The organism is Methanobacterium sp., from assembly GCF_016217785.1.
Classification (GTDB): Archaea; Methanobacteriota; Methanobacteria; order Methanobacteriales; family Methanobacteriaceae; genus Methanobacterium.
Map to the genome: position 1 here is coordinate 53,697 of NZ_JACRGA010000027.1, position 20,434 is coordinate 74,130.

General features: G+C 38.5%; 16 protein-coding genes. 13 read left to right on the forward strand and 3 right to left on the reverse strand.

Features of this window, described 5'->3' with window-relative positions:
- Nucleotides 1-8 precede the first annotated feature (8 nt).
- The 3 genes from HY987_RS11770 (at nt 9) to HY987_RS11780 (ending at nt 2,983) form a co-directional block, all read left to right on the forward strand.
- Nucleotides 9-428 (forward strand): DsrE/DsrF/DrsH-like family protein, encoded by a 420-nt coding sequence (locus tag HY987_RS11770; protein WP_292758917.1) that lies wholly within the window; start codon nt 9-11, stop codon nt 426-428.
- A 95-nt stretch (nt 429-523) separates the two neighbouring features.
- Entirely contained in the window at nt 524-1,690 is a 1,167-nt protein-coding gene (locus HY987_RS11775) for a cysteine desulfurase family protein (RefSeq protein WP_292758920.1), read from the forward strand.
- 120 nt (nt 1,691-1,810) lie between these two features.
- Nucleotides 1,811-2,983: a MalY/PatB family protein gene (locus HY987_RS11780; protein ID WP_292759428.1), complete on the forward strand. Its 1,173-nt coding sequence runs from the start codon at nt 1,811-1,813 to the stop codon at nt 2,981-2,983.
- A 550-nt stretch (nt 2,984-3,533) separates the two neighbouring features.
- Here HY987_RS11780 and HY987_RS11785 read toward each other — a convergent pair.
- Nucleotides 3,534-3,764: an Lrp/AsnC ligand binding domain-containing protein gene (locus HY987_RS11785; protein WP_292758923.1), complete on the reverse strand. Its 231-nt coding sequence runs from the start codon at nt 3,762-3,764 to the stop codon at nt 3,534-3,536.
- A 1,182-nt stretch (nt 3,765-4,946) separates the two neighbouring features.
- On the opposite strand from HY987_RS11785, the gene hdrA reads away from it, so the two are divergent.
- Complete coding sequence (gene hdrA / locus HY987_RS11790; RefSeq protein WP_292758926.1) at nt 4,947-7,331, forward strand: ferredoxin:CoB-CoM heterodisulfide reductase subunit HdrA; 2,385 nt, start codon at nt 4,947-4,949, stop codon at nt 7,329-7,331.
- Here the strand turns inward: hdrA and HY987_RS11795 are convergent.
- A complete protein-coding gene (locus tag HY987_RS11795) occupies nt 7,261-8,199 on the reverse strand; it encodes an ABC transporter substrate-binding protein (protein WP_292758929.1) in 939 nt (312 codons plus the stop codon). The two genes, hdrA and HY987_RS11795, sit on opposite strands and share 71 nt — an antisense overlap.
- Nucleotides 8,200-8,201: 2 nt before the next feature.
- Complete coding sequence (locus tag HY987_RS11800) at nt 8,202-8,480, reverse strand: MoaD/ThiS family protein (protein ID WP_292758932.1); 279 nt, start codon at nt 8,478-8,480, stop codon at nt 8,202-8,204.
- A gap of 228 nt (nt 8,481-8,708) precedes the next feature.
- Here HY987_RS11800 and HY987_RS11805 point away from each other — a divergent pair, with 228 nt between their 5' ends.
- The 9 genes from HY987_RS11805 (at nt 8,709) to HY987_RS11845 (ending at nt 20,113) form a co-directional block, all read left to right on the forward strand.
- The gene (locus HY987_RS11805; protein WP_292758934.1) at nt 8,709-9,053 is read left to right on the forward strand and encodes a NifB/NifX family molybdenum-iron cluster-binding protein; all 345 of its coding nucleotides are present in this window, start codon (nt 8,709-8,711) and stop codon (nt 9,051-9,053) included.
- Between the two features lie 90 nt (nt 9,054-9,143).
- Nucleotides 9,144-9,473 (forward strand): NifB/NifX family molybdenum-iron cluster-binding protein, encoded by a 330-nt coding sequence (locus HY987_RS11810; protein WP_292758937.1) that lies wholly within the window; start codon nt 9,144-9,146, stop codon nt 9,471-9,473.
- A gap of 183 nt (nt 9,474-9,656) precedes the next feature.
- On the forward strand, nt 9,657-11,189 hold the full coding sequence (locus HY987_RS11815; protein WP_292758940.1) for a nitrogenase component 1: 1,533 nt from the start codon (nt 9,657-9,659) through the stop codon (nt 11,187-11,189).
- A gap of 2 nt (nt 11,190-11,191) precedes the next feature.
- Complete coding sequence (locus tag HY987_RS11820; RefSeq protein WP_292758943.1) at nt 11,192-12,565, forward strand: nitrogenase component 1; 1,374 nt, start codon at nt 11,192-11,194, stop codon at nt 12,563-12,565.
- A 279-nt stretch (nt 12,566-12,844) separates the two neighbouring features.
- Nucleotides 12,845-13,723, forward strand: coding sequence for a nitrogenase iron protein NifH (locus tag HY987_RS11825; protein WP_292758946.1), 879 nt, complete (start codon nt 12,845-12,847; stop codon nt 13,721-13,723).
- 284 nt (nt 13,724-14,007) lie between these two features.
- Nucleotides 14,008-14,994 carry a cysteine synthase A gene (cysK, locus tag HY987_RS11830; RefSeq protein ID WP_292758949.1) on the forward strand — a complete coding sequence of 329 codons (987 nt, stop codon included), beginning with the start codon at nt 14,008-14,010 and terminating at the stop codon, nt 14,992-14,994.
- 128 nt (nt 14,995-15,122) lie between these two features.
- Nucleotides 15,123-15,836 carry a serine O-acetyltransferase gene (gene cysE, locus HY987_RS11835; RefSeq protein ID WP_292758952.1) on the forward strand — a complete coding sequence of 238 codons (714 nt, stop codon included), beginning with the start codon at nt 15,123-15,125 and terminating at the stop codon, nt 15,834-15,836.
- Between the two features lie 254 nt (nt 15,837-16,090).
- Nucleotides 16,091-16,468: a helix-turn-helix domain-containing protein gene (locus tag HY987_RS11840; protein ID WP_292758955.1), complete on the forward strand. Its 378-nt coding sequence runs from the start codon at nt 16,091-16,093 to the stop codon at nt 16,466-16,468.
- A 702-nt stretch (nt 16,469-17,170) separates the two neighbouring features.
- Complete coding sequence (locus HY987_RS11845) at nt 17,171-20,113, forward strand: carboxypeptidase regulatory-like domain-containing protein (RefSeq protein WP_292758958.1); 2,943 nt, start codon at nt 17,171-17,173, stop codon at nt 20,111-20,113.
- Nucleotides 20,114-20,434: the final 321 nt, after the last annotated feature.

Below are 20,434 nucleotides of genomic sequence, written 5' to 3' on the forward strand. Positions count from 1 at the left end.
TGAAAAAAATGACGGATAAAACAACAATCATCGTTCACAGTGGAGATTTGGATAAGATCTACAGTGCCCTGATAGTGGCTAATGGTGCCCTTTCCATGGGTATGGATGCATCACTGTACTTTACATTCTGGGGACTGGAACGCCTTAAAAAAGGTGGGCTGGATAAAGGTCCCCTGTCCAAAATGAACATGCTAGGACTGGGTCGCAAGATGATCCAGAGCCGAATGAAAAAAGCCAATGTAGCACCTCTAGAAAGACTCATACAGGACTATAAAGAACTTGGTGGTAAAATTATAGCCTGTGAAATGACCATGGAGATCATGGGAGTAACCAAAGAAGAACTGCGCCAGGAACTAATAGATGAATACGGTGCAGTAGGCACTTACATACAGGAAGCCAGAGATTCTAAAATAACCCTATTTATCTAATTTTTATTTTTTAAAAAAACATTTTTTAAAATATACAAAAAAATTTTGATCAAAATATGAGGAATAGTTTCAAACTATATTGGGGGATGTGATCCATGTTCGAAAACTATACATATCTGGATAATGCTTCAATCACCCGTTTAGATGAACGGGTTTTTGAGGAAATGAAACCTTATTTTTTTGATATCTATGCCATTCCCACTTCAGAATCAGGTTATTCCATGGGTGTGGAAGCTAGGGAAGTCCTGGAAAAAAGCAGAGAAACTATAGCTGAGAAATTAAATGCTCAGAGCTCAGAATTAATTTTCACTTCAGGCTACACTGAATCAAGTAACATTGCACTTAAAGGAGTTGCATTGGCCCTTGAAAAGAAGAAAGGAAACCATATAATCGTATCCAAAATTGAAGATTACTCGGTTTTAAACACTGCCAAAGCCCTTGAAAAACAGGGATTTAAAGTGACTTACTTGGAAGTTGACCAGTACGGACTGGTTGACTCTGATGTCTTAAATGAGCAGATCACCTCTGAAACGATCCTGGTCTCAATTCAACATGCTAATCAGGAAATTGGTACTCTACAGGACATTAAAGCTCTTGGTGAAGTCTGCAAGGATAATGGAGTGCTCTTCCATACCGATGTCACCCACACATTTACCAGGACACCACTGGATCTTGAAAAAACATCAGTGGATCTGGCAACCATTTCCGCCCACACCATCCATGGACCAGCAGGTATTGGTGCACTGTACATAAGTAAAGGAACGCCAATTACCAAATGGATGGATGGTGGTTTCCAGGAATCAAACCGTCGAGCTGGTCTGGAGAATATCCCGGGTGCAGTTGGTTTTGCCAGGGCAAGCCAGCTGGTAACTCCTGAGGAGAACCAAAAAATGGAAAAAATGCGTAATCATCTTATCGAAAGAATACTCTCTGAAGTGCCAAAATCAATTTTAAATGGTCATGATGTTAAGAGGGTTCCACAAAATGCCAATATAACCTTTGAATATGTGGAAGGTGAATCCATAACTCTGCACCTGGATATGCGCGGTTTTGCAGTGAGCACAGGTTCTGCCTGTTTCAGCCGCTCCTTGGATCCCAGCCATGTTATTCTGGGTATTGGTGGAGATCATGAAAGAGCCCATGGATCAGTGCGTTTTACACTGGGACGTTTCACCACACCTGAACAGATAGATGCTGCCTGTGATGCAGTGACCACCGTGGTGGAAAACCTCAGGAAAATCAGCCCCCTGGGAAACCAATGAAACTGGATAGAACTAGTTAATAATGGTTAAGCGATTAATGCTTGTTAATTAAATAAGTTTGATTTAAGATAAAAGAATATTAACAGAGGTTATAAGCTGAAATACGATTTTGATCGGGTAATTAGCCGGAAAAATACTGATTCTTTGAAGTGGGATGTTCAAAAATCCATATTCGGACGTGATGATCTCATCCCACTGTGGGTGGCGGATATGGACTTCCCTGTTGCCCAGCCAGTTATTGATGCACTTAAAAAACGTGCGGAGCATCCTTTTTATGGTTACACCCAGGCTGGCTCCAGTGTCAGGGATGCAGTTGTAGAGAGAATGGAGAAGAAATTCCAGTGGGAAATAGATCCAGAATGGGTGGTATTCACCCCCGGTGTAGTGCCTGCACTTCATGTTGCTGTTCGTTCCCTCACCCACCCTGGAGATGAAATTGTACTCCAGGAACCTGCTTATCATCCCTTTTTTCCAGTGGTTAGAAATAGTGGCTGCCACATAGCAAGTAACCCCCTTAAACTGGTCAATGGTCGTTATGAAATGGATTACTCTGACCTAGAAAGTAAATTCCAATCCAGAAAAGAAAGATCACATGGGCAGGGACGTGCCAAAGCAATTATATTCTGCAATCCCCATAACCCGGTAGGACGCCTCTGGAAACAGGATGAAATAATTAAAATGGGAGAAACGGTCATTGGAAATGGAGGAATAGTGATCTCCGATGAGATACACTGCGAAATAGTGTTTAAAGGCCGAAAACACGTATCTTTTGCCACTATTTCCCCTGAGTTTCAGGAAAACTCAATAATCTGTATGTCCCCAAGTAAAACATTTAACCTGGCAGGGTTGGAGGTTTCATCCATTATAATTCCCAACAAAAAACTCAGGAATGGGTTTTTAAACGCCATGGATGGAATTGTACCCCAGCCTAACCTGTTCGGTTACATTGCCCTGGAAGCTGCCTACAGGGAGGGTGATGACTGGCTGGAACAGGTGCTGGAGTACCTGGAGGGGAACCTTGAATTTTTAACCAGATACTTTGAAAGGAAGATTCCAAGGATTGATATAATTGAAACAGAAGGGACTTATCTGGCCTGGCTTGATTGCAGAAAACTGGGCATGAATAATGAAAGTCTCAGAACTTTCATGAGGGATGTGGCAAAAGTAGCAGTTGAAGATGGGTACATCTTTGGAAAATCAGGTAGTGGTTTTGTAAGGATGAATTTCGCACTTCCCCGGTCTATTCTGGAGGATGGTTTAAAAAGAATTGAAGATGCTGTGCTTAAGTTATAACTTTATTATATTAATTTTTAATTATAATTTCCTCAAAATGAGATATTTTATCAATAATTATTAATTAAATCAGCCCAATCTGGAATTATAGTGAAATTAGCAGGAAAAGAATTTTTTTAAGGAGGGAGAATAATGGAGATTGACCTTCAAGTTGGACCCTAAATCCCGAAGGATTTCTCCATTATCCTATTTCCAGATTGGGGTCCTTATAATGGGTATGGTTATTATAAGGTTGCATTAACCCCAATTGGAAATATTTTTTTATATACAAAGATTGGCAGGACGTTTTCATTTTAATCTACAACTACACATTTTTTAGCACCCCCTAAGGGATATTCACAAATATAAGCCTTTATTGCGTTATAAGCATTCGACTTCATTTTTTTAAATCAATTATGATCTCATTAATTTATGATTTTCAATCATAGGTTATCGTATACTTTTAATGGTTCAAATATCTTGATGGTCTAATATCACCATTCCAATAAACACCTCATATTCCATTTTTTTAAACGGCTTATTCCAATTACATAATAGCATATATTTCATTTTATGAAATATCTGAACCGACTAAAGTTTTGGTTTTCACAACTCCATCAATGGGGTGGATTTTTTCCAGTAGATTATCTGCAGTGGTTTTTGAATCTCCGAACTCAGTGATAACAATGAAATCATGGTCACCAAACAGAGGATAAACTTCTAAACCTGTCTTATCCAGTTCACTGGAAACATCTTTAATCTTGCTGATTTCTGCATCCACCAGTATGAAACTTTTAGCCATCTATATACACCTCCTCGTGCGTTTTTTGAATATATGTTCCAACCAAATACTTTACGTGCAGATTTTTTTCCAAACGACACTATTTACATTGAATTTAGTTGGTTCTGGGTTTCTGATGCTTTTATAAAAAACCATCAGTGGTGGTGATTATACACGATTTCATAACGATCGTTATAATCATCAATATAACGATCGTTAATTTTAATATAAATAGTTTTCGATTTCTTAATCTGATTATCCATCAATTTTTCCAATTTTAGAGTGTTAAATCGATAGATTTATATATGAATATAACAATTGTTATATTAGGGGCAATTATAACGATCGTTATAAAGATCAAACGCACGGTCGTTTATTACCCTGACCTTCAATTAAGTATAAAAAAATAGTAGACCATCTTCAAGGATTAAAATTAATACAAATAAGATTTCTCCTTTAAAGATGAAAAAGCCCCCTTGTAAGGTGCTAAAAAATGTGTAGTTGTAGATAAATGATAAAATCCAAAAAAGATAAAATCCATTCTCAACTATTAATATCTCCTCAAGAGGTGTTTTACGATGTGTAGATAACAAATGTATTACTAATGATGGATTATTTCCCAAATTGGGTGAAAAAATCTATATTATCACCATTCACCCAGGGAATGTTGGGATAAATATCACCATGACCACTCTTTCAATACAAAATCATCCTCTGCCTTGTCATGTATCATCCATTTTGAAATGAGAAGAGTTATGATGAATATTTATTTTTCCAAATAAAATTCAATAATGATGAAATGTGATGTCTGCCATTAAGCTATATACCTAACCGGAGAACAACCGTAACCACAAAAATAGTCTTCGGTTAGGAATATAAGCTCTATAAACTGTTAAATAACTATTTTTTAATTAAACTCCTGATTTCAACTTCATGAGCTAATAATTTCAACTTCGTCATGAGCTAGAATAATTGTAATTTCAAATTTATTGATATAATGATGGAAATATATTTATTATATTAAACTTCACTATAGTTAACTTTATAAAATAGTTGTGTATTTTATATGAATACATGAATAAACCTACCAGTAATTAAATAAACCAGATTCATAAGATAATTGTTTTGATTTATTCAGAAAAAATTTATTCCTAAAATATTTTATTACTCCCTAATTATCAACCCTGAAAGGAGATTGGTTAAGTGAATGAAAATGATTTTGCTTTAAACCCTGCCAAGGAAAATCTTAAAGTAGGTGTTTTCCTGTGCCGCTGTGGTGGTAACATCTCAGACAACGTGGACATGGAAAAACTCCGCTCATCCTTAGATGCCACGGTAGTGGAAGAATTCGAGAACTTATGCTCAATCAATGGCCGTAAACTCATCAGAGATTCCATTATAGATAAACATCTTGACCGGGTGGTGGTGGCAGCATGTTCCCCTGTTACCCACGAGAAGACATTCCAGAAATATGTCAAACCATTAAACCCCTACCTGATGCAAATGGCCAATATCCGTGAACAGTGCTCCTGGGTACACTCAGACACCGGGAAAGCCACAGCTAAAGCTATTTCATTAACAGCAGCTGCTGTTGAAAAAGCCAAATACTCAGAACCCATCACCCCATTACTGCGACGTACAAAAAAGAGTGCAGCAGTTATTGGTGGTGGGATATCTGGAATCACCACTGCCCTTTCACTGGCAAGGCAGGGAATAAAAACACGGATCATTGAAGAAAAATCCACTATTGGCGGATCCATGGTTAAAATTGGTAAAGTCTTTTCTCCTGAAAAGCTGGCAGAAGAATGTGCCATGTGTCTTTTAAACCCACTGGTTAACGAGGCTGTAGAAAACAAAAACATCAAAATATTAACCAAAACCAAGCTTTTAAGGGCAGAACGTAGAGCAGGGAACTTCAATTTAATAGTGGAAAAAAGACCAGGGTTTGTAAAGGAAGAACGATGCATTGCCTGTGGAAGCTGTGCAGAAGTATGTCCGGTGGAAGTGCCCAACTCCTGGAATGAAGGTATGACCATACGCAAGGCCATATACAAATCTTTCCCTCAGGCAGTTCCTGATGTGTACACCATTGATGATAAAAACTGTATACAGTGTGGAGCATGCCAGGAAACATGCAAAATGGATGCCATTGACTTTTCAATGGAAACAGAAGTCTTACCAATAAATGTGGGCTCAGTTATCATAGCCACCGGTCATAAAGGTTTTGACCTGAGTAAAAGACCAGAATATGGATATGGGAGGTTTCCAGATGTGGTTTCTCAAATGGAACTGGCCCGTATCATGGGTGTAAACGGTCCCACCGAAGGGAAATTATTGCGACCATCCAATGGCGAGATACCCAAAAGGGTGGTTATGATTCAGTGCACTGGCTCCCGTGATGAAAAACCAGATGGAAACCCATACTGTTCCAAGGTCTGCTGTATGGTGGCTATGAAACACGCCAATGTCATTAAACATTACTATCCTGAAACTGAAGTCATAATCTGTTACACTGATATGAGAACTCCAGGAATGTATGAAAAATATTTACGATACGGACAGACTAAAGGTATTAAATTGATTCGTGGCCGAGCAGGAGAAGTTACCCGGAAAAATGGAAACCTGGTGGTAAGGGTAGAAGAAAGCCTTGAGCACAGTCCACTGGAAATTGAAACAGACATGGTGGTTTTATCTGAAGCCATGGAACCCTCTGTAGGCACCCGGCAAGTAGCACAATTACTGGATGTGGGTTTAACCGAAGATATGTTCATCAGAGAGAGCCATCCAAAAATAAAACCGGTTAACACTGATGTTGAGGGTATTTATGTTTGCGGAACTGCCCAGGGACCGAAAGATATTACAGACAGTGTTTCTCAGGCTAACGCTGCTGCGGCTAAGGTTGCAGAACTGATGAACGGCAACCTTGAGGTAGAACCCTTCGTGGCCACCATTAACACTTCCCAGTGCGATCTATGTAAAAAATGTATGGATATCTGTAAGTACAAGGCCATTTATGTTCAGGAAGATAACTTGGCCATTGACCCTATTGCCTGTAAAGGATGTGGTATCTGCCTTTCCCAGTGCCCTGAAGAAGCCATTAGCATCATGGGAAATGCTGATGAAAAATTATTTGCCATTATTTCCGGTGTTCTTAAAACAAAAGAAAGGGGTGAACGCATAATACTCACCTTCCTGGATAGTGTGGGATACCTGGCAGCAGATAACATGGGCATTAACAAGATAAGCTACCCGGAATCTATCCGAATAATCAAACTCCCATCATCAAACCGTTTAATGGCTAAACACATTTTATATGCCTTCGAAAAAGGTGCCGATGGCATATTTTTAGGGGAATATCCTGATGATCTCATGTACCCCCAAATGAAAGAAAAAGTAAAACACTTAAAAGGAGTCCTGGGTGAAAACAATATAAATCCAAATCGTTTAACTCTTCACAGAGTGTACATACCCTATTTCAGGGGATTGGCCAATAAATTAACACTTTTTGATCAGGAAATTATTTCTCTAAACCCGGAACATCACGAGACGGATGGTAGTGCGAAGGTTCTGGATGAACCTCTTGAATAAACTTCAACTCGAAAATATCTTCCATTTTTATTTTCTTTTCCAGATACCCTAATTTTCCAAGGACCGGGACAAAATCCATGGTGGATTTTATATATTCTTCAGGTAAACTGGCACAGTATTTTGGGGAAATCTGGAAGGTTTCCAGTACGAAATCCACATCAATATTGCCCAGCTCACCTGCTGCTACTTCCGCAGCTTCAAGGGTCTGGTTGCGTATGAAATTACATGCAGCTTCATGTGCAATTAAAAAATCGTTTATAAATTCCGGTGCCTGGTTTATGAGTTCTTCTCTTACCACGATCCCGTAGCTGGGATTATAGGGCCACAGTTTGTTTGGTGGAATTACTATCTTTGAATTAATTTCACGGGAGGCCACTGTGGCCAGGGAAGGAGTGCCCAATCCTGCGATTATTTCACCGTTATCAATGGCACCAGGTATGAAATCTGCCCAGGGATAATTAATGATGGATATATCCAGATCATGGATGAGATCCCGTATTATAACATCATGAATAGACCCTTGTGCAGGAGTCCCAATAGTTTCCCCTTCAAACTGTTCTAATACCTTACTAACGACCCTCAGATCATCAAAAGAAGAGAATAAATCTTTAGAAATCATCACGGTACCTTCCACATGACCTCCAGCCACACATTTGAGTTTCAGTCCTTTGGTAATTCCAATCATTGCTGGAGGAAGTCCAATGTAACCTACATCTATTTCTCCAGTTTTAAAGGCGTCCATCATTGCAGGGCCTGTTGGAAATAGAGTCCAGTTAATATCAGGTGTTATTCCATCAAGAAATCTATTATCTGGACTTTTCATAATAAATGATGTGTGATAAATAGTGGAAAGATACCCGATATTCAAATTTAACCACCGGCCAGGGTCTGGAATATAACTATTTCATCATCATCTTTTACTGGAGAGCTTAAACCACCAGTTCCTCGAATATCATTTCCATTGATCAGTATTTTCACGAAATCTTTTATTTCACCCTCATCACCAGTGATAGTAGTTTTAAAGTCTTTTCCTTCAAGTTTATTATCTAAATTATCGATCAACCCAGATATTAAGCCATCATACTCGATTGTCAGGGATTTTTCTCCAGTTAGATCTGCTAGATTTGATAAAAATTTTATTTCAGGCATTTTTTTCCTCCAATATTTTTTTTGATTTATTTTGTAGAAGTTATACTTCAGGTAAGTACAACTACTTTATATAACTATTGTTATATAACTATTGTTAACTTATAAAAATTAGTATATAAAACTTTTGGATTTATGAAATTCCCCTAAAAATGGGGGAATACATGGAAATAAACTATAATTGTATAAATAAAATTAGAGTATTTATCATAGATAAAGGTGACAAAAGAAATGCCCATAAAAATAGCAGTAGCCAGTAGCGATGGAAAATATATCAACCAACATTTTGGAATGGCTTCACAATTTCTGATTTTCGAGTTAAATGAGGATGGAACACATAAATTCCTGGAACTAAGGGAAAACAAACCCGCCTGCAGTGTGGAAGGACATAGTGAATTATCCATGGAAGAAAGTGTTAAATTAATATCTGACTGCCAAGCAGTACTTGCCAGCCAGATTGGCCCGGGAGCTATTGATATATTATTAAAAAACAACATCGACCCTTACATAGCACCAACATTTATTGAAGATGCATTAAAACAATTGGCAGGACTTAAAAAAGAGAAAACAGAGTGATATACTGAGAACAACCAAATTAATGGATTATCATATAAAAGATAATTATAAGATAAATTACACTCTGTAAATACCATTCAAAGTGATTAAATGTCAATAAAAGTAGCAGCAGCCAGTAGTGATGGAAAGCATGTGAATCAGCATTTCGGAAAGGCTCAGAAATTCCTGATATTTGAAATAAAAGATAATGGAAAATACGAATTCATTGAGCTTAGGGAAACAGACCCTCGATGCGGGGGAGATCCTGATTTAAAAGAAAAGACAATCAATTTAATTTCAGATTGTGATATCCTGCTGGTGAGTCAGATTGGAACTGGAGCCCGGGAAAAATTGTTAAATAGAGGAGTTCGGCCCGTGATTATGCCTGTTTTTATTGAAGATGCACTGGAAAAAGTGTATTCCCTAATACAGAATGATTAACTGTATAGTAAAATCTATTTTTTTAGAAACAAAATTGACTAGTTTTGTGACAAACTTTGGTTAACTATTTATATTAGATCATTAATTAACAATTGTTATATAACGATCGTTATTAGATCTTTTTAGCCGCTCTTGATCATTCATCGTTGTATAAACCATGAAACGGGAAATAGGAGGAAAAAAGTGAGCCCAAATAAAAATAGCCAAGATGAGACAATCGATCTCAGTAAAAACACATGCCCTAACCGGGAGCATCGAGCCCATGGTACTAATGTGTACTATGGAAAAGCATCCGAACTCTTAAAAGACGCCAAAGAAGGAAACGTTAAATGTTCTGAAAGAAAATTCCAGCAGTCAGGAGGTTGTGTGCTTAACTTTTACCTTTCAAACAGGGTTACAACGATACGTGATGCTGTTGTCATATTCAATGCTCCAGTTGGTTGCTCTGCAGGAGCACTTGGTTACCGAGAATTATTCCGAGGTGTACCAGTTGAGTTAGGTAGACCTGCACAGTACAAGGTTAACTGGCTTACAACCAACTTACAACAAAATGACGTTGTTTACGGTGCGGGTCAAAAGTTAAAAGAAACAATACTGGAGGCAGAACAGAGATATTCACCCAAAGCAATTTTTATCTTGACTTCCTGTACCACTGGAATTATTGGCGAAGATATTGAAGGGACTGTAAATGGAGTTCAATCACAAGTAAATGCCAAAATCGTGCCCATCCATTGTGAAGGGGTAAGATCACGACTGGTGCAAACTGGATATGATGCATTCTGGCACGCAGTACTAAAATATTTGGTAAAGGAACCTCAGGAAAAGCAAGAAGATCTGGTAAATGTGGCTAGTATGCTTTCCTACACTTGGCAGGACCGACTGGAAATAAAACGACTCTTAGGGAAGGTTGGTTTGAGGGTGAACTTCATCCCTGAATTTGCAACTGTTGAACAGTTTGAACAACTCTCAGAAGCAGCCTTAACCGCACCGATCTGCCCCACCTACACAGATTACATCTCAAGAGGTCTTAAGAAGAAATATGGAGTACCATACTTCCTTTACCCATCGCCAACTGGAATAACCAATACTGATGGGTGGTTACGCGAGATCGGGAAGTACACTGGAAAAGAAGAGGAAATTGAGGAGCTCATAACAGAAGAACACGAAATATGGGTACCTAAAATGGAGGCAATACAGGAAGAATTCTTAAAATTACGTAAAGATGGTGAAAAGGTAAGAATTTTAGGATCTCTTGGTCAGGGAAGGTTAGTGAACCAGTTGCCCTTCTTCGATGAACTAGGACTTCAAGCTCCAGCTGCCATGAGCCAGGACTTTGACGACCTTCTGATTGACCAGCTTGATGATATTGTAGAAAAAATCGGTGACTTTGATATAATGGTAAACACATTCCAGGCCGCAGAACAGGCCAATGTCACCACTAATCTGGATCCCGATCTAACATTAACCTGCCCATTCCAGGGGGGTACATGGGAACGTGACAACAATGTCACTAGAATACACTCCTTAAGAGGAGACCCAGATCCATGGAGTGCTCAAAGTGGATATGCTGGTGCAGTTGCATTTGGTAACTTCCTGTTACAGTCCTTTAAAAACAAGTCCTATCAAAAAACACTGAGTGAAAAAACACCAAGAAGTTATAAGGATTGGTGGTATGAACAACCCGACCCACTGTACTACCTTGAAAAGGGGAAATAAACATGAACGAAAATGAATTAAAATCCAAACAAGAGACTAAATCCAAACAGATCCATATAAACGGAGATCCCAGTAAACACACCCTGGAAGCACCAAGGTTTAGTTGCTCCTTAGCTGGAGCCTATGGAACCACCTTAGGAATTCGTGGAGGTGTGCCGATTTTACATTCCGGAGCGGGATGTGGAGTAGGTCAGCTCTTTGGAACCCTTTATGCCGGAGGCCAGGGAGCAGGTGGTAACGAAGGAGGTACCAGTACCCCTTGCTCCTGTCTTGTTGAGGATCACGTTATATTTGGGGGTGAAGGAAAACTCCGAAACCTGATCCAGTCCACAACAGAGATCTTCAATGGAGAACTCTTCGTTGTAATATCTGGATGTGTTCCCTCACTCATAGGTGACGATGTTGATGCAATTGTAAACGAATTCCGGGACAAAGTATCCCTAGTTCATGTTAACGCACCGGGATTTAGTGGTAATTCATATGAAGGGTATGAATTATTCTTTGAAGCAATCGTAGACCAGCTTTTAACTGAAAAACCCCTGAAAAAGAAATTGGTGAACATATTCGGTGTTGTGCCCTACAACCATGTTTTCTGGAAAGGAGAACTTCCCACCATTAAGAAACTCCTGGAAAGCATTGGTGTTGAAGCAAATATCATATTCACCGAGGAAGATGGACTTTCAAATATCCAGAAGATACCCTCAGCAGAGTACAACCTAGTTGTATCACCCTGGAATGGTCACAGGGTAGTAAAAAAACTCGAAGAAAAATTTGGAACACCTTTCATTACCTTCCCGGGTGTCCCAGTTGGTGCAAAACAAACTGCTGAATTCCTGAGGACAGTGGCTAAAAAATTGGATGTGCCTTTAAAGACGGTTGAAGAAGTCATTAGCAAAGAAGAAAGCTGGACTTACCGTTACATGGAGTATCCTGGTGATGCAATCATTTTGGTACGCCCTCACTCCTACTTTGCAGTGGCTGCAGACAGTAATACTGCGGTTAGTATAACCAAGTTCCTCACCAATGAAATTGGTTACTTGCCGGATATTGTTCAGATTACAGATAATCCTCCAGAGGAATATCGAAAAAATATCCAACGTGAGATACTGGACAATATTGACACTGTGGTTAAACCGGAGATTGTCTTTGAAAGTGATACCTACAAAATAAGGAAAAATCTAGAGGATAGACCATTCCAGTTCCTTTTCTCAAGTTCACTGGAGGCACCAACAGCAATGGAAGACTTTGGAGCACTTCATATAACCACTGCATTTCCAGTTTTCAATAAATCGGTACTGGTACATAACTATGCAGGTTACGATGGAGGACTGCGCTTAGTGGAAGATGTTGTGAGTTCATTTGTTGGCCCACTTTGAAGCCCAATTCATCAGAACATGTTATAAAACAATGCTGGTTAAGTGGAACTAAAAAAAATAAAAAAAGATTGGTGGATACGTTTTCAATTAAAATTCAATGTCAATGGACATTTTAGAAATAATCCACCTTTCATTCTTATCTAAACGAACTTAAAAATCCAAAATAGACTTGTAGATAAATTTAATGGAAATATAAACGATTTAAGTAATACAAACTCTAGAATATCCATCAAAAAATGTGAGTTTAAATTCACTATAATTTATAAAAGGAGGTTTAAAATGACAAAAAGAAAACAAATTGCAATATACGGAAAGGGCGGTATCGGAAAATCAACAACAACCTCTAATTTAAGTGCAGCTCTATCCGATATCGGCTACAATGTGATGCAAATTGGCTGTGACCCAAAAAATGATTCAACAACAACCCTCAGAAACGGGAAACCAATACCCACAGTTATGGATACCATTCGAAGCGGTTCCCATGATCTGAGCAATTTAATACATGAAGGTTACAATGGAATTCACTGTGTTGAAGCAGGTGGTCCTGAACCGGGTGTCGGCTGTGCAGGCCGGGGTATTATTGCAGCAATAGAACTCCTGGATTCAAATGGGATAATAGACGATTACGATCCGGATATTGTTATCTACGATGTTTTAGGTGATGTTGTCTGCGGAGGATTTGCCATTCCAATCAGACAGGGAATCGCAGAACAGGTGTACACAGTTACATCTTCAGACTACATGGCAATTTACGCAGTAAACAACCTTTTTAAGGGTATACTGAAATATTCAGGTAGCGGTGGCGCACTACTGGGAGGTATAATTGCTAACTCAATAACTAAAACATCCCAAAGAGATATGATAGATGACTTCAGTGAAAATACAGACACCAAAGTTATTGAATACGTTCCCCGTTCCCCTATCGTTACCCGATGTGAACTGGATGGGGTCACAACAATTGAAGGTGCTCCTGATTCCAAACAGGCCGAAGTATACCGGGAACTTGCAAGGAAGGTAATAGAAAACAAGAATGCATACATCCCCAAGCCATTCGAAGCGGATGATCTTGCAGATTGGGCATCCTCATGGATAAACAGACTGCTTCGAGAAGAAAAAGTATCTCATGATGGAATACAGTCTGGAGGAAGTGGTGTTTAATTAAATGAAGTTAAATTAGCTCAAAGACAATAAAATAAAAGGAAAACACTTTAAGATTCGTAAAATCCAATCTAAAACAAAATTATACCATAAAAATTTCTTTTTTATGATTAAAGCGAATAATTTTGTTTTTATCAAATAATGTTAAAACCAAAACCTTTATAAATGTTTACATAAAGAAAATTATAACAATTGTTATATAACAATAGTTATATTAATTATTTTAATTAAGTTGTATAACAATAGTTATATAAGTGGAGTTATATAAAATAAAAGGTGAAAAAATGGTAAAAATACCAGAATTAACACGAGGAATTGCAAATGATATAACTGAAACCATTGGAAATACACCTCTGGTCAGGTTAAACAAGATTAGCAAAGGTTTAGATGCAGAAATATTAGTAAAACTTGAATCATTCAACCCAATCAGCAGTGTTAAAGACAGAATTGGAGTAGCACTTATAGAACATGGGGAAGAAATAGGAGCTATAACTCCTGATTCAGTTTTAATTGAACCTACCAGTGGGAACACTGGAATTGCCCTGGCATTTGTAGCTGCAGCAAGAGGATACCGATTAATACTCACTATTCCAGACACCATGTCCATTGAAAGAAGAAAACTTCTGGCAACTTTCGGTGCTGAAATAGTCTTAACACCCGGTGCAGATGGAATGCCCGGAGCAGTAGCCAAAGCAGAAGAACTGGCCGCAGAAATACCAAACGCAGTCTTACCTCAACAATTCAAAAACCCGGCAAACCCCAAAATCCACCGGGAAACCACTGCCCAGGAAATCTGGAGAGACACCGATGGAAAAGTAGACATTGTTGTGGGCGGAGTGGGTACTGGTGGAACCATTACCGGTCTCGCACAAGCTCTAAAGGAAAAGAAACCTGAAATTAAAGCAGTTGCCGTTGAACCAGCAACATCACCAGTCCTATCCACTGGAGTAAAAGGACCACATAAAATACAGGGAATCGGTGCCGGATTTGTGCCAGAAGTATACCAGGCAGACCTAATTGATGAAGTCATTCCCATTAAAGATGAAGATGCCGGAGCTTACCTATTAAGACTGGCCCGGGAAGAAGGAATACTGGCAGGTATCTCATCAGGAGCAGCCACCCGTGCGGCAGTAGAACTTGCCCAGCGCGAAGAAAACAAAGGCAAACAGATAGTGGTTATACTACCTGACACCGGTGAACGGTACCTGAGTGTTGGATGGGTTTTCGAAGAGATTTACAAAACCTACGAAGACACGATTCCTCAAATATAAATTAGAGATAGTAAAGAAGTAAAAATAATCAATTCAATGCCAATTATCAAGCGTTGAATGTTTGTTTTTATATTTTTCTAAAAAAAGAAGCCTAATTTAGATTTAAACTTAAACAGGAGGAAAAGTAAATGTTTGAAAGGATAAAAGAAGACCTGGAAATGGTACGTATGCGGGACCCTGCCGCCCGAAGCACTCTGGAAATATTCTTCTGCTATCCTGGTTTACATGCTATCTGGTTCCACCGACTGGCCAGCTGGTTCTGGAACCACAAACTATTATTTTTAGGTCGATTCACATCAACCATCAACCGCCTGTTAACCGGGATCGAAATACACCCCGGTGCCACCATTGGCAGAAGAGTGTTTATAGATCACGGGATGGGGGTGGTAATTGGTGAAACCGCAGAAGTGGGAGAAGATGTACTGATCTACCAGGGAGTAGTCCTGGGCGGTACCAGTCTAGAAAAGACAAAAAGACACCCTACCATTGGAAATGGTGTGGTTATAGGCTCTGGGGCCAAGATCATTGGTAACATTAAAATTGGTGATGCTTCTAAGATCGGTGCAGGATCAGTAGTTTTGAAACCAGTTCCCTCTGGCTCAACCTGTGTAGGTATTCCTGGAAGAGTGGTTCAGGAGGAACGTAAATGTGCCATTGATTTAGATCATGGGGAATTACCGGACCCTGTAGCCGAAGTTATTAGCTTACTTTTAAAACGTCAGGATGAAATGGAAGCCCAGATCAAAGAACTGGGAATTACCTCGACTGTGATGAAGGCTAATGGTTTATTAAGCCGTAAAACTGAAATGGAAGAAATTTTTTCAGAAGGAGCAGGGATATAACTAATCATTAAAAAAAATATTACTTACATTTACAACGCTTCATACTAAAAATCAGTATAATACACATTAATACATACATTTAAAACATTGCATTTAAAAATAAACATAAATCATTAAAATTAAGCGAAAACCTTAAAATTATAAATAAATATCAAAAAATCTTTTAAAATGGATTTTAGTTAAAAATAAAGGATTAAAAAAAAATAGTAAATGATTAAAAAAAATAGTAAAAAAAAGGGGAAATAGTGATTAAAATGAGACCTCCATGTGAAATAGTAGTGTGGTACGTTATCCCCACCATAAGATCTGAACTGGCCAAGGAACTCTTGAATCTGGGCATGAAACAAAAGGAGATTTCTGAACTTTTAGATATAACTCAACCCGCAGTTTCTCAGTACATCAGTGATAAAAGAGGACACGGTATTAAATTCAATGATGAAACCCAGAACCTTATCAAAGAATTTGCCAAGGGTTTGGTGGAAGGAAAACATACTCAAAGGGATATAATACCACACGTTTGTGAAATATGTAGAAAAGTGAAGACTGATGAGATTCTCTGTCAGTTACACAAAGAAAAAGGAAAAATGCCAACTGATTGTGACGCCTGTATGTCATCTCACCTAGTTGAATAAAAATAGTTAATGAGGTGTCACTGTTTAAATTTTTCTGAGAATATTCTTCTTTTAGAATGAATATTCTGCCTTTAGAAAATAGAAAATGAAATTACTTGTTTTTTTTGTTTTTATATCTAATTTTTGTTATATCCAAAGAAAATTGTTTTTTAAGTCCATGTCTCGTGGTTATGTTTATCATTATTAATACATGAAAGACTGTTCATAAAATCATTATTAATACATGAAAGATTGTCTAAAAATTTAGTTCTATTTCTTTTTACCGGGTTAATCACCCATACTAATAATTAAATTTCATGATCAATCACCAAGTTAAGTATTAAAAAATGTAATTTTTTTTGGATCTTTAATGGTTTTTAATTCTTAATTCAAGGACTTATTAATTGGCAAATCACACCCTGAGTTAATAGTTTACCCAATATAAACATTAAAATAGATTATTGTTTGATCCCAGAAAATAAATCTACATTCGCTCAGTTTTATACGAATTTAAACTATTTTCAAATAATAATATTTAAATACTATTGAATATTATTAAGACATGATAAGCATAATACTTTAGTTAGTATTATGAGTTACCAGATATGTAAATTGAGAGTTAATAACCCCATTTTACTTATCTTAAACTCAGGTGCATTATCATTTGAAATAACCCCATTAAGGCAGTTATTTCTATTTGAAACAAAAAAGGAGGTGACAAATGTGAAGTATAAAAAACATGGAGCAGTTCTTCTAACATTCTTTTTAGCAGCGATACTTTGCAGTGCAGTCAGTGCTGCAGATTCAAGTGATACCCCTATCAATTCTTCTGCAGATATTTCTGGGATCCAGTCCGACACATCAGCAGAAATTGATGAAAACAACAGTGATTCATCGATCATAGATCCTATAATATCTGGAACAGTGATTGAAAGCGGTTCAGATACTGGATTGGGCGGAGTTACCATCAGGGTCTGGGATACCAGTGACAATTTAATGGCAGAAACAATAACTGGAGCTGATGGCACATATCAGGTAAACTTCATCAATCCAGGAACGGTATTCCAGGTGGCGGCAATTAGGTTAGGTTATTTATCCTACTCTAAAGAAATAACCGTAACCCCCAATGCATCCAATCCATCTGATCCCAATCTTTATGGTACTGCGAATTTCAGGTTATATGCTTTACCAGCTTACAGTGGCAATGCTTCAAGTTTTGTATTAAACGTAGGTGCGATTCCAGGAATTTTACTGGACATATACGCAGGAAAATCAAGTGCCTTGGTTGATAGCCAAGTAATACCTTACAGTGAAGGTGAAGGTATATCTCTGGAAGTCAGGTTGCTCACCGGTGATTTACTCGCCGGTTTATTGAATGTGAATTCAACAGGTGATCAGGGTTTGGTGACTGGAGGAATACTTCCATCCAATTTACCCAGCTTATTGCAACTACTAGGACTCAATGTAGGTGCTTTAGTTGGAGTTGCTGATTCAAGCACCAATCCCCCAGAAGCAAGTGGAGGGAGCAGTTTAGTATCTCTACAACTGAGCCTACTGAATTTAATCCAGATCATAAATCTGGGGGTTATAAATGCAGATAGCAGCGTAACACCCGATTTTGATACTGGCGCCTTGACTAGTTCCTCAAGTGTTGGAAGCACAGCCAACATATTAGTTCTTGGCGGATTACTTGAAATAAATGCTTTAGATGTTCATGCAACCGCAACTGCCAATGGTGAACCAGGAGGAGCTTCTGCAATCTATGATTGGACTGTAGCTGACATAAAACTCCTCGGCATAAGTATTTTAGACCAGCTTAGAATAAGCGGAGTTGTAGAACTTCCAGGAGTGCTGAGAATAGCATTGGGTGATGAGACAGAAGTTACTTCTCCTGACGGTACTCATGCCTTTGCTTCAGGGGATGCTTTAAACATTGAGCTTCTTAACATCATACCAGGTTATGAGTTATTAACCCTGACCCTGGGCCATGCCCAAGCAGAAGCAAGTGTGCCTTTAGGTGGTTTAGATGCAGGAACAGCTGATCTGGGAATTGATAAAGTAGTGGATTCTTTGACTCCTAATTACATGGATGAAGTTGTGTTCACTTTAACTGCCCATAATTATGGACCGGATGATGCTACCAATGTTCAGGTGACTGATCAGTTACCTGCTGGATTTGAATGGGTATCAGATGATTCTAACAATTCCTACGATCCTGTAACTGGTGTTTGGACCATTGGTGATCTGGCTAGCAGTGCTAGTGCCGTGTTACATATTGTGGCACGTGTCATTGCCTCCAACACACAAATAACCAACGTTGCCATTATCAATGGAACAGAACATGACCTGGAACCAGATAATGATCATGATTCTGTGACTGTAACTATTGGCCCCGCATCCGACCTGGAAATAACCAAAACCGTAAACAACACCACACCCCAATACCTAGAAACCATCACCTACACCATAACCATACACAACAACGGACCAGACAACGCAAACAACGTAATATCAACCGACACACTACCAACCGGACTACAATACATCTCAGACGACAGCAACGGATCATACAACCCCACAACCGGAATATGGACCATAGGAACACTAAACAACAACGCAAACACCATACTACACATCCTAGCACAAGTAATCACATCCAACACACAAATAACCAACATCGCCAACGAAACCAACACAAACTACGACCAAAACAACACCAACAACGAAACCAACACCACCATCAACGTAGGACCCGCATCCGACCTAACAATAACCAAAACCGTAAACAACACCACACCAGAATACCTAGAAAACATCACCTACACCATAACCATACACAACAACGGACCAGACAACGCCACAGGAGTAACATCAACCGACACACTACCAACCGGACTACAATACATCTCAGACGACAGCAACGGATCATACAACCACACCACAGGTTTATGGGCCATTGGTAACTTGGCAAAAAACACCAATGCTGTGCTTCATATCTTAGCACAAGTAATGGTCTCTAACACAAGCATAACCAACATCGCCACAGTTAACGGAACCAACTACAACCAAAACTCAACTAACAACGAAACCAACACCACCATCAACATTCCACCAGCATCCGACCTTAGTATTGCTATAAATGTGAACGAGACGCATCCAAAATATTTGGATTTTGTTGAGTTTACCCTGACAGCACACAATTATGGGCCTGACGATGCACCTAATGCTAAAGTGTATTTCACAGCACCTACAGGACTTCGCTACGTATCTGATGATACCAATGGCTCATTTAATTCAACCACCGGTTTGTGGAGTATTGGTTACATGGCTACGAATACAATGGCTGTTATGCATTTAATAATGCAAGCTATGGTTTCAAATGTTCAGATGACTGTTGAGGCAGTTATAACTGATCCAGACCCTAATTTGGCTTCAGGATTCTATGATCCAAATCCAGACAACAACCGGGCAACTGCTTCAGTTTCACCTTATTCAGTATCTGATCCCGAAAATCCAACCACAACCACTGATTCCAGCAACCCCACAACATCATCAGACACATCAGAAAAAACTGTTGGTATGCAAACTACAGGAATACCCATTGGTGGGATATTAATGGCGATACTGATGATCTTCGCCGGGATATCCGTGTCAAAAAGGAAGTAAAAAAACAACTTATTTTCCCTTTTTTTTATTTTTTTGCCATGAATTAAATGCGATCTATAATTAAATCTCAATTTTTGTATGCAGCATTAATAAAATTGATTAATCATGAAGAGGAAAATCTATTATAAGAGACTAATAATAGATAATATAAGATTAAAAATAATAAATTGAAGACCTAAAATAAAACATCCACATAATAAATACTATCTAAATTTAGAAATAAACTTATTTTATTGATTTTTGAGTCATTACAAATCCAGAAACTTTTATCAAAATTAAAAATATTTATTAAAGAAATCATTTATTCAAATAGATTCATTA

Coding starts and splice junctions, on each gene's coding strand:
- HY987_RS11770 (WP_292758917.1), top strand. CDS start 9: ATGACGGATAAAACAACAATCATCGTTCACAGTGGAGATTTGGATAAG.
- HY987_RS11775 (WP_292758920.1), top strand. CDS start 524: ATGTTCGAAAACTATACATATCTGGATAATGCTTCAATCACCCGTTTA.
- HY987_RS11785 (WP_292758923.1), bottom strand. CDS start 3,764: ATGGCTAAAAGTTTCATACTGGTGGATGCAGAAATCAGCAAGATTAAA.
- HY987_RS11800 (WP_292758932.1), bottom strand. CDS start 8,480: ATGCCTGAAATAAAATTTTTATCAAATCTAGCAGATCTAACTGGAGAA.
- HY987_RS11805 (WP_292758934.1), top strand. CDS start 8,709: ATGCCCATAAAAATAGCAGTAGCCAGTAGCGATGGAAAATATATCAAC.
- HY987_RS11810 (WP_292758937.1), top strand. CDS start 9,144: ATGTCAATAAAAGTAGCAGCAGCCAGTAGTGATGGAAAGCATGTGAAT.
- HY987_RS11820 (WP_292758943.1), top strand. CDS start 11,192: ATGAACGAAAATGAATTAAAATCCAAACAAGAGACTAAATCCAAACAG.
- HY987_RS11825 (WP_292758946.1), top strand. CDS start 12,845: ATGACAAAAAGAAAACAAATTGCAATATACGGAAAGGGCGGTATCGGA.
- cysK (WP_292758949.1), top strand. CDS start 14,008: ATGGTAAAAATACCAGAATTAACACGAGGAATTGCAAATGATATAACT.
- cysE (WP_292758952.1), top strand. CDS start 15,123: ATGTTTGAAAGGATAAAAGAAGACCTGGAAATGGTACGTATGCGGGAC.
- HY987_RS11840 (WP_292758955.1), top strand. CDS start 16,091: ATGAGACCTCCATGTGAAATAGTAGTGTGGTACGTTATCCCCACCATA.